Below are 22,149 nucleotides of genomic sequence, written 5' to 3'. Positions count from 1 at the left end.
ACGTTCAGTATCATCAATGCCTCTGTTGCTACTCGTTTGTTAGTGTTACGCTTCTTTAAAAATTGATGAGCTATCAACAGAAAGTTGCGAAAAGTTTTTAGTTACGAAAACTTGGAAGTTACTGTGGTCGAAACTGGAAAGATACCAAAAAGACGAGCGGTGCTTTAATAAGTGTACGTTTGGGAAGGGTAGCTTAAACTGAAACTATCCTTAAAGGCTATGAGCGCGCAATGTCTCTTATTTAGTTGACTTGTGATCAAGAACAGCCTTACAAAGTACCATTCAAAGCCATCAGCTTTTCTGGTGCAATTTTATTGCGTTCGTTATTTTGGTGTAAAAAATACACTAGATAGCACCTATTTCTATCGTAAAAAGCCAGGTTTTGGTATTCTTGAGCCAGTTTTACATATGGGATAAAAGAATGAAAATCGCAGTTGCAGGTACAGGATACGTAGGTTTGTCAAACGCCATGCTTTTGGCTCAGAATCATGAGGTCATTGCTATCGACATCATCCAAGAAAAGGTTGAAATGTTGAACAAAAAGCAATCTCCGATTGTCGATGCGGAGATTGAAAGCTTTTTGGCAACAAAAGAGTTGAACTTTGTTGCTACGCTAGATAAGGAACAAGCATACAGAGATGCCGAGTACGTTGTAATTGCTACCCCAACTGATTACGATCCACAAACCAACTACTTTAATACTTCTTCAGTTGAAGCTGTAATTAAAGAAGTGATGACAATTAACCCTGATGCAGTGATGGTTATCAAGTCTACCGTACCTGTTGGTTACACAACCCGTATTAAAGAAGAGCTAAGTTGTGAAAACTTAATATTTTCTCCTGAATTCCTTCGAGAAGGCAAAGCGCTTTACGATAACCTTCATCCATCTCGAATTATCGTAGGTGAGCGTAGCGAACGTGCTGAAATGTTTGCAGGCTTACTGGTCGAAGGGGCAGTAAAAGAAGACATTCAAGTGCTCTTTACTGACTCTACAGAGGCGGAAGCGGTTAAGCTGTTCTCTAATACTTATCTCGCAATGCGTGTTGCATACTTCAATGAACTAGATTCTTACGCAGAGGCACATGGCTTAGATGCTCGTCAAATCATTGAAGGCGTTGGTCTAGACCTTCGTATTGGTAATCACTACAACAACCCATCCTTTGGTTACGGCGGTTACTGCCTTCCAAAAGACACCAAGCAGTTGCTTGCGAACTACCAAGAAGTGCCAAACAACATTATCGGTGCGATTGTCGATGCGAACCGCACTCGCAAAGACTTCGTAGCGGAATCTATTCTTAAACGCGAACCAAAAGTTGTCGGTATTTACCGTTTAATTATGAAGGCGGGATCTGATAACTTCCGAGCTTCTTCTATTCAAGGCATCATGAAACGTATCAAGGCGAAAGGTGTTGAGGTCGTAGTTTACGAACCAGTACTCAAAGAAGAAGATTTCTTTAATTCTCGAGTAATTAAAGATTTGAATGAGTTCAAGCAAAGTGCGGATGTGATTGTTTCTAACCGTATGGTGGAAGAGTTAGCAGACGTAGCGGATAAAGTTTACACGCGTGACTTGTTTGGTAGTGACTAATCAATATCCGGTAAGGTCCTAGTTTGCTAGGGCCTTCTTTCTTTGCTCTTACCCCTAACCAGCTCCAATTAATTAACCACCTCAATCCCCTCTGCTTCCAACCTCTCTCCTAACTCTTTTTTTGCTTCTTTCTCTCCATGTATCAAATGCACGGCTTTTGGTTGTGTTGGAATCCCAGTAACAAACTTCAATAAATCGTTTTGGTCTGCATGTGCAGAATATCCAGAAATGGTATGGATCTGTGCGTTGGCTTCGATTGGCTGGGTATCGATATCCACCGTGTGGCTGCCTGATTGGATTTCTCGACCTAAGGTTCCTTGCGCTTGATAACCTGCGAACAACACATCATTTCTTTCGTCTGGCAAGAGTGCTTTTAAGTAATTGACGATTCTTCCTCCTTCGCACATACCGGATGCCGCGACGACAATCGCAGGCTCATCGGTGGAGGCTAGTCGATTCACTAATGCTTGATGTTCTCTATGGCTTTCCACAGTAATGCATTGTTCAAAGGCGAGGGGATGACGATGATTGCTGAGCTTTTGCTTTGCTTCTTTTCCCCACAGTTTTTTGAAACGGCGGTAGGTCTTTGAGACTCTTTTCGCAAGTGGTGAGTCTAGGATAATTGGCAAAGAAGACGACAAGTCGCGTTGGTGAATCAGCTGTTCAATATCGAATAACAGTTCCTGCGTACGTCCTACGCTGAAAGCTGGGATCAGAATTACACCACCGTCTTGCAGTGCGTGATCGATAATGGCGTTCAAGCGCTCAGTTCGAGTGGCAATGTCTTCATGCTCTTTGTTGCCGTATGTGGACTCGATGAACAAATAGTCGGCACGCTTTGGCGGTTTTGGATCGGGTAAGAGAGGGGTATTGGACGGGCCTAGATCGCCGGAAAACACGATGATTTCATGATTGGGGAGTTTGAATTCCACGTAAGCAGAACCAAGAATGTGCCCTGCAGGTTGAAAGCGCAGGTAACATTGCTTGCCAAGTGGCAGCCATTGTTGGTAGTCATGGGGTCTTAGCTGTTTTTTAATGACGTTGAGGACTTGCTGACGCTGATGGTAGTTCAAACCCAATTGCAGCTTTAATCCACCTTCTAACATGAGCGGTACCAGTTCGGCTGTTGCTTTGGTGCAGTATATAGGGCCTTTAAATCCAGCAGCCAGTAACCAAGGTAGGCGTCCAATATGGTCGATATGAGCATGGGTCAGGACTAATGCTTTGATGTGTTTAACCGGAAACTCAATATCCAGTGATGCCCTGCGGTTGCCAAAATGGATGTCTTTGCCTTGAAAGAGTCCGCAATCGATCAAAATGCTGCCGTGTGGCAGTTTCAATTCATGACAAGAGCCAGTGACGGTATGTTTTCCACCATGGTGAATCACATTGGCGATGTCTGATATCGGTGTTGTCATGTCGACTGCTCCACCTTGAACAAGTATCAGTAACTATAAATCCAGTGTGCAGGGTAAGTGAATAGAGTTCGTTGGTTGGATGGAATTGAGTGGGAATAATCGGAAGTGCGATTTAGTTCTTTGTTTTGATGTAAGTCGTTTTTCGTTACTTAACTTTGGGTTTGACACATGTGGAGAGTAGATTCCTGATGTTGCTTGGGTTCCTCGGAATAACGGGATTATTTGGGGTTATGTCTGTTGTTTGGTTGTGTTGAGTTGGATGTGCAGAGGGAGAAGGTTTCTAATGTCACTCAAGCTCTTTGGAATGAAAGAATTCATCGAGTAGATTGTGAGTAAACAAAAAGGGACGCGTAATGCATCCCTTTGTTATTTCTGCTTAGTAAAAAGCGAAATTAAGCTTTAGCTGCTGCCGCTGCTTTAGCGATAGCTACGAAGCTCTTAGCGTCTAGAGAAGCGCCGCCAACTAGAGCACCGTCGATGTCTGGTTGTGAGAAGTAAGCTTCAGCGTTTTCTGGCTTAACAGAACCGCCGTATTGGATGATTACTTGTGCTGCAACTGCTTCGTCTTTCGCTGCGATTAGTGCGCGGATAGAAGCGTGGATGCGTTGTGCATCTTCAGCTGTTGCTGCTTTACCAGTACCGATAGCCCAGATTGGTTCGTAAGCGATGATTGCGCCGTTTAGAGCTTCAACACCGTAAGTGTCGATAACTGCGTTGATTTGACGTGCACATACTGCTTCAGTTTCGCCAGCTTCGTTTTGAGCTTCAGATTCACCGATACAGAAAACAGGCGTTAGACCGTTTTCTTTCAGGAAGTTGAATTTCTTCGCGATGAACTCGTCAGATTCGTTGTGGTATTCACGACGCTCTGAGTGACCGATGATGATGTGAGAAGCACCGAAGTCTTTCAGCATTTCTGGAGACATGTCGCCAGTGAAAGCACCGCTGTTGTTTAGGTCAGTGTTTTGTGCGCCTAGGATAACTTTGTTATCACCTTCTGCTATTACACACTCAGCTAGACCGATGTAAAGAGCTGGTGGAGCTACTGCTACGTCAACACCTTCAACGCCTTCAAGTTCAGCGTTAATACCAGCTAGCAGCTCAGTTACCATTGCTTTGCTACCGTTTAGTTTCCAGTTACCCATCACTACAGGACGACGCATAGGAATATCTCCCTTATCTTTAATGTAAATAGTCTATTAATGTAAAAAATCTACGTAGGAATATAACAGAATAATGTGAACAGATCATGATTGGCGTCATGTCTTATTCGGCTTTCTTCATCTGGTCGGTGCTGCATTTGTTCTATACCCAAGTAACCTCGAGATGCTAGGTTCAGCGAGAATGACTTGGTTTGCAGGCGAGGCAACAATTTGAAGATCTAGTGGTTCTAAATTAAAAATTGTTAACAAAGTATGCAGACCAAGGCCGCTCGCCCTTCGGGAGCGTGTCATGGAACCGATGCTGCGTTGTTTTCCTAGCTTGCTTTTTCGGTAAACAGGGAATCAATGACAACGCTCTGGACCCTGTATCTTGAGGTCATTTGGGTCTATCAATTTTGTCAAAAGCAATCGATTGGTGATCGCGTAGACAGAATGATAGTCCATTCCTCGGAAATTGCCGTTTAGATTGGTATTACTACGGGTTAAAAGTTAGCCGTAATAAGAAAGGAATCAAAATGCCAAACTTAGTTTTAGAATATTCCAACTCGGTCGATGAGCGTGTGAATGTTCAAGGCCTATTAGAAGACCTACACAAAGTGACTTTAGACAGTGGTTTGTTCGAGTTGGCGTCCGTCAAATCTCGTGCGCTTCGTTGCCACAACTGGCTGGTAGGGGAAGAGGGCGATAGTGTTGATTTCATCCATATCAACTTTGATTTGCTCGCGGGAAGAAGCCCAGAACAGAAGCGGGAATTATCAAGAGCACTGATGGTAGTACTGCAAGAACAAGCGAGCCATGTTCGCAGTTTGACCGTGAATGTTCGAGATATGGATATTGATTGCTTCCAGAAGGTGGTAAATTAGACACACTAGATTTACGTAGTGCGGCCAAGGAGTTGTCGCACTTTCAATATGTTGAGTGTTTCGATGTCGATTAAAGAATTACTGTTTTCTTTCCAGGGCCGTATAGGCCGTAAAACTTACTGGGTGTGGAATATCATCTACTACATCATGATCTTGGGCTTCGGTGCTGGCATCAGTAAGTTATTCCCTGCGTTCTCTTATATTCTTTTGCCTATCTTCCTGCTAATTCTTCTTATCCCAGATTTGGCGATCACTACTAAGCGCTGGCATGACCGTAACAAGTCGATTTACTGGCTAGCGTTAAACATCCCGTTGATCATTGGCCGAGTTGCCACGCCAATGACGAATCCAGCAGCGCAAGACCCATCGACACCGCAAATGATGATCGCTTCTATTTCTCTGATTTGTGGTCTGTGGATTCTGGTGGAGTGTGGTTTCTTGAAAGGCACGGTAGGTCAGAACAACTACGGTCCCGAGCCGAAGTAAAGTCCTGGGTATCAAACTCGTTGGACGTAGATTCTTAGTCTCGCTGGAGCTCGCTAAAATGACGGATTTCTTTTATTTAATAGTAAGCTAAATTAACCGTCATTCTGAACAGCGAGGGACGAGCGTGATTCAGAATCTACTCACCGAGTGCTCCGAGTTTGAAGTAAGCTTATTGCTGGTGGATCACAATAGGAAACTAACAATAAGTCATTAAGGAGAGTGAACCATCGACAAAACACCTTGCGTTTACATCCTAACTTCAAAAAATAACTCTGTTCTCTACATTGGTGTTACCAGTCAACTGCCCCAAAGAATATGGCAGCATAAAAACGGAGTCGTTGAGGGTTTTACGAAGAAGTATAACGTTCATAAGCTCGTTTACTTTGAGCTGTTCGAAGGCATGGCTTCTGCCATAAACCGAGAAAAGCAGTTGAAACAATGGAAGCGAGAGTGGAAGTTAGATTTAGTGAGAAAAACGAATCCTGACTTTCTCGATTTATCCAATGAGTTTTAATAGAAATCATCCCTATCTCTAAACTTTCTCAACTCAACTACATCGGCTTTTTGAGTTGGTGCAGACTCCCCTTGTAATGCTTCTCTAAATTTCACGACCTGTTTCTGTAGTTCATTCATCAGCACGACATTGGCGTGGTTTGGGTTTTTGCAGTTGTGGATTACTCTATCTATGTGGCTTTGTTGCGCCCATAACCTTGATTGCATCTGCTCTGAGGCTCCTTCAATCATCTCTTTCGCCATATCATGACGGAATTGTTCAAAGGCTTCGGGATCGCGTTCCGCCATTTTTATCATTTCATCGAATGAGGGTAAAACTTGCGGTTTGTGGGTGTTTGGCATGGCTATCTCCAAATCCATTGGATGTTGCTCCTAGTTACTAAAAGCTTAATCCATGCAGAAACGGAGATAGAAAGAATTACAACATCGTCTCATTAATAAGAGCGTATGTTCATAATAAAGTGGAGGAGAGTCGAAATACTAGGCTTGAATGCGGTACACGCAGCGACGCTGGCCACTGATGATGTGCTCATCGCGCTTTATTTTTGTGTCACTGCCGAGAAGTGACTGGAAGACGTTAAGCTCAGATTGGCACAAGCTTGGGCAGCGAGTCGCGGCTTTGCAAATAGGGCAGTGGTTTTCGATGAGGATAAACCCATGTTCATCTTGTTCTAGTTCTGCCATGTAGCCTTCTTGTTCACGCAGAGTAACCAGTGTCTTTAGTTTGCTCTCTAGAGAGTCACACTGCTCAAGATGTTGTTGGTAGTTTTGTAAGGTGAGTTTCTCGCGCTCAGACGTGACTTTCTCCAATCCGTCTTTACCGAAGATGTGCTCTACGGCTTCGATAAATTGAATGGTCAGTTCACCATGACGATCGGCAAATTGCTCATGACCTTTTTGGGTCAGAGACCAATGGCGGGCAGGGCGACCCACTTTGACTTTTACATCATGAATCGACAGGATGCCGTCATCTTCCAAACCTTGCAGATGCTGACGCGCACCCATGGTTGTCATACCCAGTTCAGAAGAGAGTTGTTTCGCTGTGACAGAGCCATCACGCTTAACGATTTGCAAAATCCTATCTACGGTTTTCATATACCCACCATTTATACGTCAGTACATATTATGCGCGATAGGGTTAGTAAAGAAAAGTGTTGACTTAATTTGTGTGTGGATTTGTTGAATCACAAACAAAAGGGTTGGCACTTAGCCAACCCTTGGGAATCAATCTACGTCGAGATTAAAGAATAATATCGCGTACTTCTGGATCTTTACGCTCTAGGTAGTGCGTAGACTTGATGCGACGAATAGTACGACAACGGCCACGGATCAACAGAGTTTCTGTTGTTGCGATATTGCCTTGGCGAGAGATGCCTTCTAGCAGGTCGCCTTTCGTAATCCCCGTTGCAGAGAAGACTACGTTGTCGCTGCGCGCCATGTCTTCCATCTTCAATACTACGTTTGCTTTTACACCCATCTCTTCACAGCGTTGTAGTTCAGCTGAGCCATAGATGCGGTTTTCTTCCGTATCGCCTTTTACTTCATGACGAGGAAGAAGACGACCATGCATGTCACCGTCTAGTGCACGAATTACCGCTGCAGATACGACGCCTTCTGGTGCGCCGCCGATGCAGTACATCATGTCTACTTCGCTGTCTGGCATACAAGTTAGGATTGAAGCGGCTACGTCGCCGTCTGGCACTGCGAATACGCGAACGCCCATGGTTTGCATCTCTGCGATCACTTCATCGTGACGAGGCTTCGCAAGCGTAATAACGACTAGCGTATCAAGAGGTTTATTCAGTGCTTTTGCTACGTTTTCTAGGTTTTCTTTAAGTGGCTTACCTAGGTCGATAACACCTTTAGCGCCAGGACCGACAACCAGTTTTTCCATGTACATGTCTGGTGCTTTAAGGAAGCTGCCTTTCTCACCCGCTGCCAATACTGCTAGTGCGTTAGATTGACCCATTGCGGTCATGCGAGTACCTTCGATTGGGTCGACAGCGATATCGACTTCGTCGCCACCAATACCCACTTGTTCACCGATGTACAGCATTGGTGCATCATCGATCTCACCTTCACCAATAACGATTTCACCACTGATGTCTGTTTTGTTCAGCAGGGTGCGCATTACTTCAACAGCAGCACCATCCGCTGCGTTTTTGTCGCCACGGCCAAGCCATTTGTAACCAGCCAAAGCGGCACCTTCAGTAACACGGGAAAATGCCATTGCTAAATCGCGTTTCATGATGTCTCCAAGTAACAAGAGGGAAGAATAATTTGCGCGGCGATTTTATCACATCGTCAGTTAAACGTTTGCCTTTTTGCTGAGCTTTTACTTTAACTAAGTTGAATTTGATCAATACTTGGGTGAGTTTATGGGGTAGTGATGGGAAAATACATTGCTCAAAAATGCTTCTAGGATAAGAAAAGTCAGCGTTTAGTGAGATTGCGCCGATTTTTTAACCGAATGATGCAAAATATCGAATATAGTAAGTGTTTCTCATCGCTACGCTGAGTAGAATGAACCTCATAGGTAAGGTGCAAGCGAACGCTCGCCATCGTCCCACGGAATAACAATAGGTAGGCCAAGATGTCTTTTGAAGTACTAGAAAAACTAGAAGCGAAAATTCAAACTGCAGTTGACACAATCACTCTTCTTCAGATGGAAGTAGAAGAGCTGAAAGAAGACAAAGTGAAATTAGAAGCTGAAGCTAACGAAATGCGTTCTCAACGTGAAGAGCTTGAGCAAAAATCTCAGCAAGCTCAACAAGAGCACGCTCAGTGGCAAGAGCGCATTCGTGCACTACTTGGCAAGATGGACGAAGTGGAATAATCCACTTAAGTATCCAGAATCAAAAACACCCGCTTCGGCGGGTGTTTGCGTATTTGGCTAGTAGCCGTAAATGGCGTTAGGTTAGTTTAACCTTCCCTCATCTTCTTCCTCTTCATCGTCATCCAACTCGAGGTCGATATTGAGCGGTTCTGGAGAAAGAATAATGCCAGTGCTATCTGCATAGATGTAATCTTCCGGTAGGAAGCTAACACCACCAAAGTTTACTGGAACATCGATTTCACCAACGCCTTGGTTAGCAGCGCCAACAGGAATAGAAGCGAGCGCTTGAATGCCAAGGTTCATGTCTTCTAGTTCATCCACTTCACGGACACAACCGTAAACGACAATGCCTTCCCATTCATTTTCTTCTGCAAGGGTTGCGATTTCTGCATCGATTAAGGCTCTGCGTAGGGACCCTCCGCCGTCGATCAACAATACTCGCCCGATTCCGTCTTGTTCTAGCGTTTCGCGGATCAGTGCGTTGTCTTCAAAGCACTTAACCGTCGTCACTTGCCCGGCAAACGACGCGCGGCCGCCAAAGTTACTGAACATCGGTTCAACTACATCTACCTGATCAAGATAGATATCACAGAGTGCTGAGGTATTGTATTCCATAGCGTACCTTTCTAAACAGAAACTGTTGTCTTTGAGTATATCTAGGCATTAAGTCAATGCAATGACAATCCCTTTTTAACTCATCAGAGTTTGAGCTACCACAACTGTTGCAAATAAAACGTTAGTAACGAGCGAGCACTTCACAACAACGGGCATCATTGGGGCAATTTGTGCGGGTTTTTCGGTATCCCAAACTGCTTTGCCATGATTCGCTACCACGTAGATGCTTAGCAGGAAGGGTAAGCTGATCCAAACCGGCTTGTCTTGAATAAGTAAATAAGCCGCAAAGGCGAGTAGGGCGCCACCGAGTAAGATGAAGTGGTATTGCTTTGCTTTACGTTGACCAAGTCGAACTGCCATCGTGCGTTTACCACATTCGCTGTCGTTCTCAATGTCACGCATGTTGTTGATGTTCAGCACTGCTACGGCTAACAAACCGCAGCCTAATGCTGGTAAGAACAATGTCGCATCCACATGACCGGTATGCAGGAAGTAGGTACCGGATACGCCAAGTAAACCAAAGAAGATGAAGACAGACAGGTCGCCCAAGCCGACGTAGCCGTAAGGCTTACTACCCATTGTGTAAGCGATCGCCGCGATAATGGCAAGAATGCCTAGGCCGATAAAAGTAATGATGCTTTCAAAAGAACTCAGTGCGTAAAACACCAAAGTAAGGCCTGCAATCGCGGTCAGAACGATATTAAAGATGATCGCCATTTTCATCTGAGCGGCAGTTACGGCGCCAGACTGCATCGCGCGCTGAGGGCCCAAGCGGTTGTCATTATCTGTACCTTGGACTGCATCGCCATAATCATTGGCAAGGTTAGATAGTATTTGCAGTAACGTAGCTGTGACGAAAGCCATGATGGCAATGGTCAGAGAAAAGTGTCCCGCTGAATAGGCGAGTACGCTACCGGTCAAAATTGATACCAGTGCAAGCGGTAATGTTTTAGGACGCGCGGCTTCAAGCCAGATCTTTAGAGATTGTTTCATGGATATTTCGTGCTAGTAACCAATGTGCCCAGTATAAGCACAAAGCGACAGATACGCTATTGACCTAAAGCAAGTCAATTAAGAGTCAAAGGGTTACAAGTAAGGAACACAGTTTTCATATTTGAGGGAATAAAGCGGGGCTCTTTTAAAAACAGAATGGTGTAGTGCGCGCTGCTATTAGATCCTCAGTCTCGCCAAAGCTCGCAAGGATGACGAGCTTTTTTGGTTTAGAGCTTCTTAAAGTAAACCGCCATTTTGAACAACGAGGGACGAGGTGATTCAGAATCTATTGTTCGTTTGCGCTTTGATTTAAGGTCAATGCTGAAGAGTTGGAGTGCGTTGTTACTAGAACCTTAGTCTCGCTTGAGCTCGCTAGGATGACGAACTTTTTTGGTTTAGAGCTTGCTAAAGTAACCGTTATTCGAAACGAAAAAGCCCAGAAGCATAGTTCTGGGCTTTGGTCTCTATACTGGGCTTATTACAGAATGAAGCGGCTTAGATCTTCATCTTCAATCGTGTCACCTAGGCGGTTTTTCACGTAAGCCGCATCAATGACGAACTTCTCACCCGCTTTTTCAGTCGCGTCGTAAGAAATCTCATCCATCAAACGTTCCATCACGGTATGCAGACGACGCGCACCAATGTTCTCAGTAGTTTCGTTCACGGTCCATGCCGCTTCTGCGATTTGAGTGATGCCGTCTTCAGTGAATTCTACATCCACGCTTTCTGTTTTCATTAGCGCAACGTATTGTTCAGTCAGAGATGCTTTTGGCTCAGTAAGGATACGTTTGAAATCGTTACTGGTTAGTGCTTCTAGCTCTACACGAATAGGCAGGCGACCTTGCAGTTCTGGAATCAAGTCAGAAGGCTTCGCGACTTGGAATGCACCAGATGCCACAAATAGGATGTGGTCTGTTTTCACCATGCCGTGCTTAGTTGATACGGTGCTACCTTCGATTAACGGTAGTAGGTCACGCTGAACACCTTCACGAGATACGTCAGGGCCAGAGCTTTCGCCGCGCTTACAAATCTTGTCGATTTCGTCGATGAACACGATACCGTTGTTCTCGACGTTGAAAATCGCAGACTCTTTCAGCTCTTCTTGGTTTACCAGCTTCGCTGCTTCTTCTTCTGCCAACGCTTTCATCGCGTCTTTGATTTTCAGCTTGCGTTTCTTCTTCGTGTCGCCAGCAAGGTTTTGGAACATACCTTGTAGCTGGTTGGTCATTTCTTCCATACCAGGAGGCGCCATGATCTCCACACCCATTTGCGGTGCTGCTACGTCGATGTCGATTTCTTTGTCATCTAACTGGCCTTCACGCAGTTTTTTACGGAAGATTTGGCGGGTGTTCGATGTGTCTTCTTTTTGCTCAGATTGACCCCAAGCATCACGCGCTGGTGGCAATAGGGCATCTAAAACGCGCTCTTCTGCTTGCTCTTCAGCGCGGAATTTTACTTTTTCCATCGCTTGCTGGTGTGTCATCTTCACTGCAACATCGGTAAGATCGCGGATGATGGTTTCGACTTCTTTACCAACATAACCCACTTCGGTGAATTTGGTTGCTTCGACTTTGATGAATGGTGCATTAGCCAGTTTGGCAAGACGGCGAGCAATCTCCGTTTTACCTACACCAGTAGGACCAATCATTAGGATATTTTTGGGTGTCACTTCTACACGCAAGCTTTCTTCAAGCTGCATGCGACGCCAGCGGTTACGTAGGGCAATCGCAACCGAACGTTTTGCTTTCTCTTGACCAATGATGTGGCGGTTCAGTTCATGAACGATTTCGCGAGGAGTCATTTCAGACATATTCTTTCCTTACTTCGTTACGATTACGCTTAAGCCGTTGGCTTAGGAAGCTCTACTGTAGATTCTAGTTCTTCTACAGTGTGATTATGGTTGGTGAATACACAGATGTCGCCAGCGATGTTCAGTGCTTTCTCTGCAATTTCGCGTGCGTCTAGGTCTGTGTTTTCTAATAGTGCGGTTGCTGCTGCTTGTGCGTATGCGCCGCCAGAGCCAATGGCAATCAGGTCGTTCTCTGGCTGAACTACGTCACCGTTACCTGTGATGATAAGTGAAGCCGTTTCATCCGCTACGGCTAACAGCGCTTCTAGTTTGCGAAGTGCACGGTCGCTACGCCAGTCTTTTGCAAGTTCCACTGCTGCCTTAGTTAGGTGGCCTTGGTGCATTTGCAGTTTGCTTTCGAAGCGTTCGAATAGGGTGAAGGCATCCGCGGTACCGCCAGCAAAACCGGCAAGTACTTGGTTGTTGTATAGGCGGCGAACTTTACGCGCATTGCCTTTCATTACGGTATTGCCTAGCGACACTTGGCCATCACCCGCGATGACGACTTTATTGTTTCGACGTACAGATACAATGGTAGTCACAGTCGACCTCTTAATTATTTCTCTTTGGATTTAATTAAGTATATGGGGTAAGTGAGTGGGGGATTCAAGGGGGCGAAAAGAAAGGCCCTAGGATCTTAGCTCCTAGGGCCAGTGTTTAAAGATTCTCTTTCCAAATCGCACAAGGCTCGATCTTCGCGCGTTGCAATTTGTGGCGATCTTTCTCTGCTTCACGTTTGAACTTGTATGGGCCAAGTACAACACGATACCAAGAGCTGCCGTCTTTTTTGATTACTCGGCTTGTCATGCCTTGGAAGGCGATCGCTAACTTACGCTCTTCTGCTTGGCTTTGGTTCTTGTAAGCGCCGCATTGCATAACGTAAGGGACTTTGGATACCTGAATTTCTTTGGCGACGACTTCGACTTCACGTTTTGGAAGCGTATCGACGTATTCCCACTTCTCTTCCGGTGGAGGTGGAATGTCTTTCTTCGGCTTTGGCTTGCTGGTGGTATTTGTTGTTGGTGTTTCAACAACCACTGTTTTTTCCGGCTCAGGATCTGAACTTAATAAATACAGCCCATAGCCAAAACCGCCCACGAGCAAAATTGCCAGTAGACCACTACGCCAAGGTTTTTTTCTTGAAGGTTGTTTTTTTTGCAGACTTTTTCGGAGCGCCGCGTCCGCGTCTTACATAATCTCTATTTGCCACGGTTACTTCAGGTCATCAAGGATTCTGGCAAATATGTTAATCCAGATTGAAAAGATAAAACACCCTATTCGTGTAATCTTGTTAGTTACGTGCAGGAAAGTTGAGAATAAAAAGCGACGCTAAATGCGTCGCTTGGGGAGTCTTGCGTTGCTTATCGTAATGGTGGAGGCGCAGCACTACCTCGCACGACAAGCTTAGTGTCGAGCAGTCGAGAGCCAGCATGTACATCATGGCCTTTAAGTAGCTCTAGCATCATCAGCATCGCTTGGCGACCAATCTCGTAACGAGGTTGAGAAATGGTGGTCAGTGGTGGATCGCAGTATTGCGCGAACTGAATGTCATCAAAGCCGACAATAGACAAATCCTGTGGGATACGCAGACCAAGACGCTTTGCTTCTTGAATAGCTCCAATCGCCATGGTGTCACAGTGACAGAAGAGTGCCGTTGGAGGCTCTGGCAATTCAAGCAGTTTACGAACGGCTTGTACGCCACCTTCAAAGGAGAAATCTGCAATCACACTGTATTGTGGTTCTTTATTGATGCCTGCGCGACGCAACGCTTGTTGATAACCTTGCTGACGGAATTGGCAAAGTACTGCAGTGTCCGGGCCAGAGATTTGCGCGATGCGTTTATGACCAAGTTGCGTTAGGTAGTTCACCGCTTCAAACGCTGAAGTCAGGTTATCGATATGAACGGTTGGTAACTCCAACTCAGGGGCAAACTCACAGGCCATCACCATAGGTGGTAGGTTCTTTTGCTCAGGCTTGCTGACGTCAAAGGGTAAGTCTGTACCCAACAGCAACATACCGTCGGCTTGTTTGGTGAAGACCAAGTTTACAAATGAGCTCTCACGTTTCTTTTGTTGACCGCTATCGCCAAGCAGAACCAGATAGCCATGTTCCATCGCTGCATCTTCGATACCGCGAATGATCTCTGAGAAGTACGGATCGCAAATATCCGGAACGATAGTGACAATGGTTTTTGATTCATTTCTTCGTAAGTTACGAGCTAATGAATTTGGTGAATAACCAGCTTCTAGTACGGCATCTTCCACTCTCTTTCTTGTTGAAGAAGAGACTTTTTCTGGATTCATTAATGCTCGTGATACTGTCGCAGTAGATACCCCTGCAAGCTGGGCAACATCCTTCATTGTCGCCATAGTTTTTACCCTCTTAAAATATTCGCCAAGGTGACGTTTGTCATTGTTCTAATTGAAGCCTATGTGACTGATCCACTTTAGACTTTACTAATTTGAATAGTCTATTCATTTCTAAAGGTAAAGTTACGGTCTGTTTAACAAAAATTGCAATCCTATTGTGATTTTACTCACATTAAAAGGCAATTCATTACATGGTTAAACGTTTGCTAGCTGAGATCTTGTGGCTCTATGTCTAAATTCCAGCGAACTTTCTTGGCATTTGGCAACAACTCAATAGCAGGTTTGGCACTGGTTAATAACTTTTGCATCAATGAGCGATGCTGAGTTTGCAAAAGTAACTGCCAGCGATACTTACCTGCACGTTTAGCAAGTGGTGAAGGCGTTGGCCCCAGCACCATGCAGGAATCATCGAATAGCGGATGTGATTCAAGAGTAAAACGCACCTGACGAAGGAAATCCTCGACAATTTCACTTTGGTTCGCTTCGGCTTTAAACAGCGTTAAAAAGCTATATGGTGGCAGTTGAGCTAATTTGCGTTCTTCCAATGCCGTCATAGCAAAGTGTCGGTAGTCTTTATGTAGAAGGGCTTGCAACAAGCTGTGCTCGGGGTGGTGAGTTTGAAGTATCACTTCACCAGGCTTGCTAGCTCGGCCAGCTCGGCCTGCAACCTGAATAAATAGCTGGGCGAGCCTTTCGGAGGCGCGGAAGTCGCTACTATATAGAGAGCCATCGACATCCAATAGTGCAACAAGGGTGACGTTAGGGAAGTGGTGGCCTTTCGCCAACATCTGCGTTCCAATCAGAATTTGGTATTCGCCTTTACGAATTGATTCAAGCGCATCTTCTAAACTGCCTTTGCGGCGCGTGCTGTCTCTATCAATACGAATGGCTTTGTATTCAGGGAAAAGCTCGGCCAGTTGCAACTCAAGTTGTTCGGTTCCCACGCCAACCGTCACAAGCTGGGTCGAACCGCAGCCCTGACATTGATGAATTACAGGTTGTTGTGAGCCGCAATGATGGCAGCGAATCTCGTTACTGTATTGATGGAAGGTATAGTACGCATCGCAACGTTTACATTCCGCAATCCAACCACACTCATGACACATGAGTGCAGGCGAGAAGCCACGACGGTTCAAGAACAACATCACTTGGTTGCCTGCTTTTAGGTGCTTGCGCATTTCAGCAATTAGAGGAGCCGATAAGCCGCTGTCCAAATACAGCCCTTTGACATCGAGGACTTTATTCGTGGTCGGAACCGCTGAACCAGCACGTTGTGTCAGGGTCAGATGATGATATTTCCCCGTAAGTGCGTTGTGCAGCGTTTCCAAAGCAGGGGTTGCAGAACCAAGCACAATAGGTACTTGCTCTTTATGGGCGCGCATCACGGCGACATCACGAGCGTGGTAACGCAGACTGTCTTGTTGCTTGTAAGATGCATCGTGCTCTTCATCGACAATAATAATACCGAGATCGGCAAAAGGTGTGAGCAGGGCCGAGCGGGTTCCAATAATGATGCCGGCGGCTTTGTCTCTTGCAGAAAGCCACGCATTGAGCCGCTCGGTATCATTCAATCCAGAATGAATCACATCAACAGGAACATTAAAACGGTGTTTAAAGCGGTTAATGGTTTGTGGTGTTAGACCAATCTCAGGTACGAGAACGAGTGCCTGCTTGCCTTTCTCGAGTACAGGCTTTATCAGGTTCAGGTAAACTTCAGTCTTACCAGATCCCGTTACCCCTTCTAATAAATAGCAAGCAAACCCGGTTTGGCTATTCACACTGGCAATCGCAAGCGCCTGCTCATGATTAACCTTGGGCTTTTCAACATCGCGCTCAACGTGATTACCCCATTTGGTGATAGTCGGCTTTTTCTCTATGCGCTCAACCCAGCCCTTTTCTTCCAAGGTCTTTAGCACTGTTGAGGGAATTTCTTGGTCGATGAACTCTTGATGCGGAACTGCGCCATCAACTAACATCTGCAATGCGCGCTGCTGTTTAACCGCTCTTCCCAAGCCTTGCATTAATTTATTTTTACCTGATTCGGTGAGCTGCCATTCTTGCAGCGTTGCGAAGTCCGCTGGCTTCCCTTTACGTAGCGCCGCCGGCATTGCATTGTGTAAGGTATCGCCGAGAGGGTATTGATAAAAGTAACTGCACCATGTGAGCAAGGAATATAAATTCTCTGGCCATAGCGGTTGAGCATCTAATACGGCTTTGATTGGCTTAAGTTGCTCTTTAGGAAAGTCAGAATGGTTCACCATCGCTGTGACTACACCAACAAGGGTCTGTCGGCCAAAAGGAACAGATACTCTTCCCCCAATGAGCGGAAAGAGATGCCCAGGAATGACGTAATCGAACTGTTTGTCGAGTGGGACCGGCAGTGCCACTCTAGCGATGGATGGGCGCATAGAATCTTAACTATATAAAAGAGGGAAGAAGAGGGTATAGTCTATTAAAACCCTCGGCGAAATTCGAGTAAACCTCAAATAAGGCGGCAGAAAGCCTTCAGTACATACGTACTGGTGAAAAAAGTGGCGAAAAAGTTGCCAAATGTGTTGATCCCAGCAAAGTGATTCATTACTATACTGCGCCTTGAGATATGGCTTCGGCAATTGGCCGATGCGGTACTCATTTCTATTATTAATTACGTGTGGTGTGCGGCTTAGACTCGTATAGCGACACGGCCTACTATTGAGGTTATCCCATGAAAGCTGGTATCCACCCAGAATACAAAGCAGTAACTGCTACTTGTTCTTGCGGCAACTCTTTTGAGTTCAAATCTACTCTAGCGAAGGAATCTATCCACCTAGACGTATGTGACAAGTGTCACCCATTCTACACTGGTAAGCAACGTATCGTTGATACAGGCGGCCGTGTTGATCGCTTCAACAAGCGTTTCGGTGCACTATCAAGCAAGAAGTAATAGCCAGCGCTATTATCATTCCTGTTTAAAAAAGGACGCTACGGCGTCCTTTTTGTTTATGGCGAAAGCAAAAACTGAAGGATAAATCGAGCGGTTAAATTTTGTTCGATTATTTTTCACTCAGGTCTTGCATCCTAAAGTGTGATCTGTATAATGCGTCGCACTGGTTAAGCCAGTTGTGAACCAATGAGCAATGAGGAGCGAGTAAATCTTCGGATTTACGAGGTAATGTAGACTCAGCTTATGTTCGCGGTTAATACAATTAGCTATCTTTTCTTCGGAAAAACTATCCCCAGACGTGACTCTGGTATGTAGGGGTAGTTAATCGAAAATTAACTGACAATGTGTCCTAATCTTGGACGCTACGGTTTCACATAAATCAATCGGCATTCTCTCGTCTTAACGAGTTTGAGTGGCGATATTGTTTGTGTAATTTTTAATATTGGAGCTCTGTCTCATGCAGAACCAACGTATCCGTATCCGCCTAAAAGCATTCGATTACAAACTAATCGACGCTTCTACAGCGGAAATCGTTGAAACAGCTAAGCGCACTGGCGCACAGGTTCGTGGTCCAATCCCACTGCCAACTCGTAAAGAGCGTTTCACAGTTCTTATCTCTCCACACGTTAACAAGAAAGCACGTGACCAGTACGAAATTCGTACTCACAAGCGTCTAATCGACATCGTTGAGCCAACAGACAAAACTGTTGATGCTCTAATGCGTCTAGACCTTGCTGCGGGCGTTGACGTTCAAATTAGCCTAGGTTAAGGGAGATTAGAAGAATGATTGGTCTAATCGGTCGTAAAGTGGGCATGACCCGCGTATTTACTGAAGACGGCGTTTCTATCCCAGTAACAGTTGTTGAAGTTGAAGCAAACCGTGTTTCTCAAGTTAAAACTCTTGAGACAGACGGCTACGCAGCAATTCAGGTAACTGCTGGTTCTAAGAAAGCTAACCGTGTAAACAAAGCTGAAGCAGGTCACTTTGCTAAAGCTGGCGTTGAAGCTGGTCGCGGTCTTTGGGAATTCCGTTTGGAAAACGGTGAAGAGTTCGCAGTTGGCGCTGAGCTAACAGTTGAACTATTCAACGAAACTAAGAAAGTAGACGTTACTGGTACATCTAAAGGTAAGGGCTTCCAAGGCGCTGTTAAGCGTTGGAACTTCCGTACTCAAGATATGACTCACGGTAACTCATTGTCTCACCGTGCACCGGGTTCAATTGGCCAATGTCAAACTCCAGGTCGCGTATTTAAAGGCAAGAAAATGGCAGGTCACATGGGTGCTGAGCGTGTAACGACTCAAAACCTAGAGATCGTACGTGTTGACGCTGAGCGCAATCTGCTTCTTATTAAAGGTGCAGTACCAGGCTCAACAGGTGGCAACGTGATCGTTAAACCAGCTGTTAAAGCATAACGTCTCAGGAGTAAGTAATGGAACTAATGGTTAAAGGTGCTGATGCACTAACTGTTTCCGAAACTACTTTCGGACGTGAGTTTAACGAAGCTCTTGTACACCAAGTAGTTGTTGCGTTTGCAGCAGGTGCTCGTCAAGGTACTCGTGCTCAAAAAACACGTTCAGAAGTTTCTGGCGGTGGCGCTAAGCCATGGCGTCAAAAAGGTACTGGCCGTGCGCGTGCTGGTACAATCCGTAGCCCAATCTGGCGTACAGGTGGTGTTACTTTTGCTGCGAAACCACAAGATCACAGCCAAAAAGTAAACAAAAAAATGTACCGCGGTGCTATGAAGAGCATTCTTTCTGAGCTAGTTCGTCAAGAGCGTCTAATCGTTGTTGATAACTTCTCAGTTGAAGCGCCAAAGACTAAAGAGCTAGTTGCTAAGCTTAAAGAGCTTGAGCTAACTGACGCTCTAATCGTGACTAGCGAAGTAGATGAGAATCTATTCCTAGCGGCTCGTAACCTATACAAAGTTGACGCACGTGATGTTGCTGGTATCGATCCAGTTTCACTAATCGCGTTCGACAAAGTTGTAATGACTGCTGACGCAGTTAAACAAGTTGAGGAGATGCTAGCATGATCACTGAAGAGCGTATCCTAAAAGTTCTACGTGCTCCGCACATCTCTGAAAAAGCAACTATGGCAGCTGAGAAAGCGAACACTATCGTTTTCAAAGTAGCTAAAGATGCAACTAAAAAAGAGATCAAAGCAGCTGTAGAAAAGCTTTTTGAAGTTGAAGTTAAGTCTGTAAATACTCTTATCACTAAGGGTAAGACCAAACGTCAAGGTCTACGCCAAGGTCGCCGCAGCGACGTTAAGAAAGCGTACGTTACTTTGAAAGAAGGTCAAGATCTTGACTTTGTTGGCGGCGCGGAATAACAGGAGTAGTTAAGAATGGCTATTGTTAAATGTAAGCCGACTTCCCCTGGTCGTCGTCACGTTGTTAAAGTTGTTAACGCTGACCTACACAAGGGCAAGCCATACGCACCTCTTCTAGAGAAAAACTCTAAGAACGGTGGTCGTAACAACAACGGTCGTATCACAGTACGTCACATCGGCGGTGGTCACAAGCACCACTACCGTGTAGTTGACTTCAAACGTACTAAAGATGGCATCCCAGCGAAAGTTGAGCGTCTAGAATACGATCCAAACCGTAGCGCAAACATTGCTCTAGTTCTTTACAAAGACGGTGAGCGTCGCTACATCCTAGCACCTAAAGGTGTTAACGCGGGTGATGTTATCCAATCTGGTGTTGATGCACCGATTAAAGCTGGTAACACTCTTCCAATGCGTAACATCCCAGTAGGTTCAACTGTACACAACGTTGAACTAAAACCTGGTAAAGGTGGTCAGCTAGCTCGTTCGGCTGGTGCTTACGCTCAAATCGTTGCTCGCGACGGTGCGTACGTAACTATCCGTCTACGTTCTGGCGAAATGCGCAAAGTTCTTTCTGAAGGCCGTGCAACAATCGGTGAAGTTGGTAACTCTGAGCACATGCTACGTGAACTTGGTAAAGCTGGTGCTTCACGCTGGCGCGGCGTACGTCCAACCGTACGTGGTGTAGTAATGAACCCGGTTGATCACCCACACGGTGGTGGTGAAGGTCGTACTTCTGGTGGCCGTCATCCAGTATCTCCTTGGGGTATGCCAACTAAAGGCTTCAAGACTCGTAAGAACAAACGCACTGACAAGTACATCGTACGTCGTCGTAACAAGTAATCTATATAAAGAGGAATCGCCATGCCACGTTCTCTCAAGAAAGGTCCTTTTATTGACCTACACTTGCTGAAGAAGGTAGAGAAAGCGGTGGAAAGCGGAGACAAAAAGCCTATTAAGACTTGGTCCCGTCGTTCAATGATCATCCCTACGATGATCGGTTTGACCATCGCTGTCCATAATGGTCGTCAGCACGTACCAGTATTTGTAACTGAAGAAATGATCGGTCACAAACTGGGTGAATTCGCACCAACACGTACTTACCGCGGTCACGCTGCGGATAAGAAAGCTAAGAAGCGTTAAGGAGTAAATGATGGAAGCTATTGCTAAACATAACTTTGCTCGCATTTCGCCTCAGAAAGCTCGCTTAGTTGCGGATCTAATTCGTGGTAAATCTGTTGACCAAGCTCTAGAAATCCTAACTTTCAGCAACAAAAAAGCTGCTGTTCTAGTTAAGAAAGTTCTAGAGTCTGCTATCGCTAACGCGGAGCACAACGAAGGTGCAGATATTGACGATCTGAATGTCGCAAAAATCTTTGTAGATGAAGGCCCAACCATGAAGCGTATTATGCCTCGTGCTAAAGGTCGTGCGGATCGTATCTTGAAGCGTTCAAGCCACATCACTGTTGTTGTAGCAGATCGCTAGAGACTAGGAGAGTAAGCAATGGGTCAAAAAGTACATCCTAATGGTATTCGTCTTGGCATCGTTAAGCCTTGGAATGCTACATGGTTTGCTAACACCAAAGATTTCGCTGACAACCTAGACGGCGACTTCAAGGTACGTCAGTTCCTTACTAAGGAACTACAAAAAGCATCTCTTTCACGCATCGTTATCGAGCGTCCTGCTAAGAGCATCCGTGTGACTATTCACACTGCTCGTCCAGGCGTTGTAATCGGTAAGAAAGGTGAAGACGTTGAGAAACTACGCACAGCTGTAGCAAAAATTGCAGGTGTACCAGCGCAAATTAATATCGCTGAAGTACGTAAACCTGAACTTGATGCACAACTTGTTGGCGATAGCATCGCGTCTCAACTAGAGCGTCGTGTTATGTTCCGTCGTGCTATGAAGCGCGCGGTACAAAACGCAATGCGTCTAGGTGCTAAAGGCATCAAAGTGGAAGTAAGCGGTCGTCTAGGCGGCGCTGAAATCGCACGTTCTGAGTGGTACCGTGAAGGTCGTGTGCCTCTACACACTCTACGTGCAGACATTGATTACGCAACTTCTTCGGCTCACACTCAATACGGTGTGATCGGCATTAAAACTTGGATCTTCAAAGGTGAGATTCTAGGTGGTATGCCAGCAGCTAACGCTGTAGAGCCTAAAGGCGATAAGCCTAAGAAGCAGCGTAAAGGCCGTAAGTAAG

General features: G+C 45.5%; 25 protein-coding genes and 1 pseudogene. 14 read left to right on the top strand and 12 right to left on the bottom strand.

All coding sequences use genetic code 11. The annotated features are described in order from the left end of the window. Window positions 1–421: 421 nt before the first annotated feature. The gene (locus tag C1S73_RS09345; protein WP_038864877.1) at window positions 422–1,588 is read left to right on the top strand and encodes a nucleotide sugar dehydrogenase; all 1,167 of its coding nucleotides are present in this window, start codon (window positions 422–424) and stop codon (window positions 1,586–1,588) included. 68 nt (window positions 1,589–1,656) lie between these two features. Here the strand turns inward: C1S73_RS09345 and C1S73_RS09340 are convergent, their stop codons facing one another. Together C1S73_RS09340 and tpiA are read right to left on the bottom strand one after the other, a co-directional pair. Further along, the gene (locus tag C1S73_RS09340; RefSeq protein ID WP_038864879.1) at window positions 1,657–3,006 is read right to left on the bottom strand and encodes an MBL fold metallo-hydrolase RNA specificity domain-containing protein; all 1,350 of its coding nucleotides are present in this window, start codon (window positions 3,004–3,006) and stop codon (window positions 1,657–1,659) included. A 392-nt stretch (window positions 3,007–3,398) separates the two neighbouring features. Beyond that, complete coding sequence (gene tpiA, locus C1S73_RS09335) at window positions 3,399–4,169, bottom strand: triose-phosphate isomerase (protein WP_038864880.1); 771 nt, start codon at window positions 4,167–4,169, stop codon at window positions 3,399–3,401. A 515-nt stretch (window positions 4,170–4,684) separates the two neighbouring features. Here tpiA and C1S73_RS09330 point away from each other — a divergent pair. From C1S73_RS09330 to C1S73_RS09320, 3 genes are all read left to right on the top strand, one after another. Next, window positions 4,685–5,032 (top strand): 5-carboxymethyl-2-hydroxymuconate Delta-isomerase, encoded by a 348-nt coding sequence (locus tag C1S73_RS09330; protein ID WP_005428160.1) that lies wholly within the window; start codon window positions 4,685–4,687, stop codon window positions 5,030–5,032. Window positions 5,033–5,095: 63 nt separating this feature from the next. Further along, entirely contained in the window at window positions 5,096–5,518 is a 423-nt protein-coding gene (locus tag C1S73_RS09325) for a DUF805 domain-containing protein (RefSeq protein WP_038864882.1), read from the top strand. Window positions 5,519–5,744: 226 nt separating this feature from the next. Next, on the top strand, window positions 5,745–6,032 hold the full coding sequence (locus C1S73_RS09320) for a GIY-YIG nuclease family protein (RefSeq protein ID WP_081634733.1): 288 nt from the start codon (window positions 5,745–5,747) through the stop codon (window positions 6,030–6,032). Here the strand turns inward: C1S73_RS09320 and C1S73_RS09315 are convergent. The 3 genes from C1S73_RS09315 to glpX form a co-directional block, all read right to left on the bottom strand. Then, window positions 6,029–6,391 (bottom strand): DUF3135 domain-containing protein, encoded by a 363-nt coding sequence (locus tag C1S73_RS09315; protein WP_095760138.1) that lies wholly within the window; start codon window positions 6,389–6,391, stop codon window positions 6,029–6,031. The two genes, C1S73_RS09320 and C1S73_RS09315, sit on opposite strands and share 4 nt — an antisense overlap. A 120-nt stretch (window positions 6,392–6,511) precedes the next feature. Then, a complete protein-coding gene (locus C1S73_RS09310) occupies window positions 6,512–7,126 on the bottom strand; it encodes a helix-turn-helix transcriptional regulator (RefSeq protein ID WP_038864883.1) in 615 nt (204 codons plus the stop codon). Window positions 7,127–7,271: 145 nt separating this feature from the next. After that, the gene (gene glpX / locus C1S73_RS09305; protein ID WP_038864885.1) at window positions 7,272–8,279 is read right to left on the bottom strand and encodes a class II fructose-bisphosphatase; all 1,008 of its coding nucleotides are present in this window, start codon (window positions 8,277–8,279) and stop codon (window positions 7,272–7,274) included. Window positions 8,280–8,624: 345 nt separating this feature from the next. Between glpX and zapB the strand changes: the two genes are divergently transcribed. After that, a complete protein-coding gene (zapB, locus tag C1S73_RS09295) occupies window positions 8,625–8,867 on the top strand; it encodes a cell division protein ZapB (protein ID WP_038864886.1) in 243 nt (80 codons plus the stop codon). A gap of 81 nt (window positions 8,868–8,948) precedes the next feature. Here zapB and rraA read toward each other — a convergent pair whose 3' ends face one another. The 7 genes and pseudogenes from rraA to priA all read right to left on the bottom strand — a co-directional run bounded on the left by rraA (window position 8,949) and on the right by priA (window position 17,101). After that, on the bottom strand, window positions 8,949–9,482 hold the full coding sequence (gene rraA, locus C1S73_RS09290; RefSeq protein WP_038864888.1) for a ribonuclease E activity regulator RraA: 534 nt from the start codon (window positions 9,480–9,482) through the stop codon (window positions 8,949–8,951). A gap of 75 nt (window positions 9,483–9,557) precedes the next feature. Continuing rightward, entirely contained in the window at window positions 9,558–10,475 is a 918-nt protein-coding gene (locus C1S73_RS09285; protein ID WP_038864890.1) for a 1,4-dihydroxy-2-naphthoate polyprenyltransferase, read from the bottom strand. Between the two features lie 478 nt (window positions 10,476–10,953). After that, window positions 10,954–12,285, bottom strand: coding sequence for an HslU--HslV peptidase ATPase subunit (gene hslU / locus C1S73_RS09280; protein WP_038864892.1), 1,332 nt, complete (start codon window positions 12,283–12,285; stop codon window positions 10,954–10,956). A gap of 29 nt (window positions 12,286–12,314) precedes the next feature. Next, the gene (gene hslV, locus C1S73_RS09275) at window positions 12,315–12,866 is read right to left on the bottom strand and encodes an ATP-dependent protease subunit HslV (protein WP_038864894.1); all 552 of its coding nucleotides are present in this window, start codon (window positions 12,864–12,866) and stop codon (window positions 12,315–12,317) included. A gap of 115 nt (window positions 12,867–12,981) precedes the next feature. Further along, a pseudogene (locus C1S73_RS09270) lies at window positions 12,982–13,534 on the bottom strand (SPOR domain-containing protein). A 151-nt stretch (window positions 13,535–13,685) separates the two neighbouring features. Then, window positions 13,686–14,693, bottom strand: coding sequence for a DNA-binding transcriptional regulator CytR (gene cytR, locus C1S73_RS09265; RefSeq protein WP_038864897.1), 1,008 nt, complete (start codon window positions 14,691–14,693; stop codon window positions 13,686–13,688). Window positions 14,694–14,899: 206 nt separating this feature from the next. Then, a complete protein-coding gene (gene priA, locus C1S73_RS09260) occupies window positions 14,900–17,101 on the bottom strand; it encodes a primosomal protein N' (RefSeq protein ID WP_038864898.1) in 2,202 nt (733 codons plus the stop codon). A 296-nt stretch (window positions 17,102–17,397) separates the two neighbouring features. On the opposite strand from priA, the gene rpmE reads away from it, so the two are divergent. The 9 genes from rpmE (at window position 17,398) to rpsC (ending at window position 22,148) form a co-directional block, all read left to right on the top strand. Then, window positions 17,398–17,616: a 50S ribosomal protein L31 gene (gene rpmE / locus C1S73_RS09255; RefSeq protein WP_010445294.1), complete on the top strand. Its 219-nt coding sequence runs from the start codon at window positions 17,398–17,400 to the stop codon at window positions 17,614–17,616. Window positions 17,617–18,073: 457 nt separating this feature from the next. Then, complete coding sequence (gene rpsJ / locus C1S73_RS09250) at window positions 18,074–18,385, top strand: 30S ribosomal protein S10 (RefSeq protein WP_004410492.1); 312 nt, start codon at window positions 18,074–18,076, stop codon at window positions 18,383–18,385. A gap of 14 nt (window positions 18,386–18,399) precedes the next feature. After that, on the top strand, window positions 18,400–19,029 hold the full coding sequence (gene rplC, locus C1S73_RS09245) for a 50S ribosomal protein L3 (RefSeq protein WP_005435072.1): 630 nt from the start codon (window positions 18,400–18,402) through the stop codon (window positions 19,027–19,029). Between the two features lie 17 nt (window positions 19,030–19,046). Then, window positions 19,047–19,649, top strand: coding sequence for a 50S ribosomal protein L4 (gene rplD / locus C1S73_RS09240; protein ID WP_006878388.1), 603 nt, complete (start codon window positions 19,047–19,049; stop codon window positions 19,647–19,649). Beyond that, window positions 19,646–19,948 (top strand): 50S ribosomal protein L23, encoded by a 303-nt coding sequence (rplW, locus tag C1S73_RS09235; protein WP_004398471.1) that lies wholly within the window; start codon window positions 19,646–19,648, stop codon window positions 19,946–19,948. The genes rplD and rplW overlap by 4 nt, the downstream gene beginning before the upstream one ends. A gap of 15 nt (window positions 19,949–19,963) precedes the next feature. After that, window positions 19,964–20,788, top strand: coding sequence for a 50S ribosomal protein L2 (gene rplB / locus C1S73_RS09230; RefSeq protein ID WP_005435076.1), 825 nt, complete (start codon window positions 19,964–19,966; stop codon window positions 20,786–20,788). 21 nt (window positions 20,789–20,809) lie between these two features. Beyond that, window positions 20,810–21,088 (top strand): 30S ribosomal protein S19, encoded by a 279-nt coding sequence (gene rpsS, locus C1S73_RS09225; protein ID WP_005435078.1) that lies wholly within the window; start codon window positions 20,810–20,812, stop codon window positions 21,086–21,088. 10 nt (window positions 21,089–21,098) lie between these two features. Continuing rightward, complete coding sequence (gene rplV / locus C1S73_RS09220) at window positions 21,099–21,431, top strand: 50S ribosomal protein L22 (protein ID WP_005528535.1); 333 nt, start codon at window positions 21,099–21,101, stop codon at window positions 21,429–21,431. Between the two features lie 18 nt (window positions 21,432–21,449). Continuing rightward, window positions 21,450–22,148: a 30S ribosomal protein S3 gene (gene rpsC / locus C1S73_RS09215; protein WP_038864899.1), complete on the top strand. Its 699-nt coding sequence runs from the start codon at window positions 21,450–21,452 to the stop codon at window positions 22,146–22,148. Window position 22,149: the final 1 nt, after the last annotated feature.

The organism is Vibrio jasicida 090810c (assembly GCF_002887615.1).
Classification (GTDB): Bacteria; Pseudomonadota; Gammaproteobacteria; order Enterobacterales; family Vibrionaceae; genus Vibrio; species Vibrio jasicida.
This window is presented reverse-complemented; position numbering and strand designations above follow the sequence as displayed.

What these genes read in the sequence shown, in the direction of transcription:
- glpX (WP_038864885.1), bottom strand. Translation starts at nt 8,279, where the DNA reads ATGAAACGCGATTTAGCAATGGCATTTTCCCGTGTTACTGAAGGTGCC.
- priA (WP_038864898.1), bottom strand. Translation starts at nt 17,101, where the DNA reads ATGCGCCCATCCATCGCTAGAGTGGCACTGCCGGTCCCACTCGACAAA.
- rplV (WP_005528535.1), top strand. Translation starts at nt 21,099, where the DNA reads ATGGAAGCTATTGCTAAACATAACTTTGCTCGCATTTCGCCTCAGAAA.
- rpmE (WP_010445294.1), top strand. Translation starts at nt 17,398, where the DNA reads ATGAAAGCTGGTATCCACCCAGAATACAAAGCAGTAACTGCTACTTGT.
- cytR (WP_038864897.1), bottom strand. Translation starts at nt 14,693, where the DNA reads ATGGCGACAATGAAGGATGTTGCCCAGCTTGCAGGGGTATCTACTGCG.
- rplB (WP_005435076.1), top strand. Translation starts at nt 19,964, where the DNA reads ATGGCTATTGTTAAATGTAAGCCGACTTCCCCTGGTCGTCGTCACGTT.
- rpsC (WP_038864899.1), top strand. Translation starts at nt 21,450, where the DNA reads ATGGGTCAAAAAGTACATCCTAATGGTATTCGTCTTGGCATCGTTAAG.
- hslU (WP_038864892.1), bottom strand. Translation starts at nt 12,285, where the DNA reads ATGTCTGAAATGACTCCTCGCGAAATCGTTCATGAACTGAACCGCCAC.
- rplC (WP_005435072.1), top strand. Translation starts at nt 18,400, where the DNA reads ATGATTGGTCTAATCGGTCGTAAAGTGGGCATGACCCGCGTATTTACT.
- tpiA (WP_038864880.1), bottom strand. Translation starts at nt 4,169, where the DNA reads ATGCGTCGTCCTGTAGTGATGGGTAACTGGAAACTAAACGGTAGCAAA.
- C1S73_RS09310 (WP_038864883.1), bottom strand. Translation starts at nt 7,126, where the DNA reads ATGAAAACCGTAGATAGGATTTTGCAAATCGTTAAGCGTGATGGCTCT.
- rpsS (WP_005435078.1), top strand. Translation starts at nt 20,810, where the DNA reads ATGCCACGTTCTCTCAAGAAAGGTCCTTTTATTGACCTACACTTGCTG.
- C1S73_RS09330 (WP_005428160.1), top strand. Translation starts at nt 4,685, where the DNA reads ATGCCAAACTTAGTTTTAGAATATTCCAACTCGGTCGATGAGCGTGTG.
- rplW (WP_004398471.1), top strand. Translation starts at nt 19,646, where the DNA reads ATGATCACTGAAGAGCGTATCCTAAAAGTTCTACGTGCTCCGCACATC.
- C1S73_RS09285 (WP_038864890.1), bottom strand. Translation starts at nt 10,475, where the DNA reads ATGAAACAATCTCTAAAGATCTGGCTTGAAGCCGCGCGTCCTAAAACA.
- C1S73_RS09315 (WP_095760138.1), bottom strand. Translation starts at nt 6,391, where the DNA reads ATGGATTTGGAGATAGCCATGCCAAACACCCACAAACCGCAAGTTTTA.
- C1S73_RS09325 (WP_038864882.1), top strand. Translation starts at nt 5,096, where the DNA reads ATGTCGATTAAAGAATTACTGTTTTCTTTCCAGGGCCGTATAGGCCGT.
- rpsJ (WP_004410492.1), top strand. Translation starts at nt 18,074, where the DNA reads ATGCAGAACCAACGTATCCGTATCCGCCTAAAAGCATTCGATTACAAA.
- C1S73_RS09345 (WP_038864877.1), top strand. Translation starts at nt 422, where the DNA reads ATGAAAATCGCAGTTGCAGGTACAGGATACGTAGGTTTGTCAAACGCC.
- rplD (WP_006878388.1), top strand. Translation starts at nt 19,047, where the DNA reads ATGGAACTAATGGTTAAAGGTGCTGATGCACTAACTGTTTCCGAAACT.
- C1S73_RS09340 (WP_038864879.1), bottom strand. Translation starts at nt 3,006, where the DNA reads ATGACAACACCGATATCAGACATCGCCAATGTGATTCACCATGGTGGA.
- rraA (WP_038864888.1), bottom strand. Translation starts at nt 9,482, where the DNA reads ATGGAATACAATACCTCAGCACTCTGTGATATCTATCTTGATCAGGTA.
- zapB (WP_038864886.1), top strand. Translation starts at nt 8,625, where the DNA reads ATGTCTTTTGAAGTACTAGAAAAACTAGAAGCGAAAATTCAAACTGCA.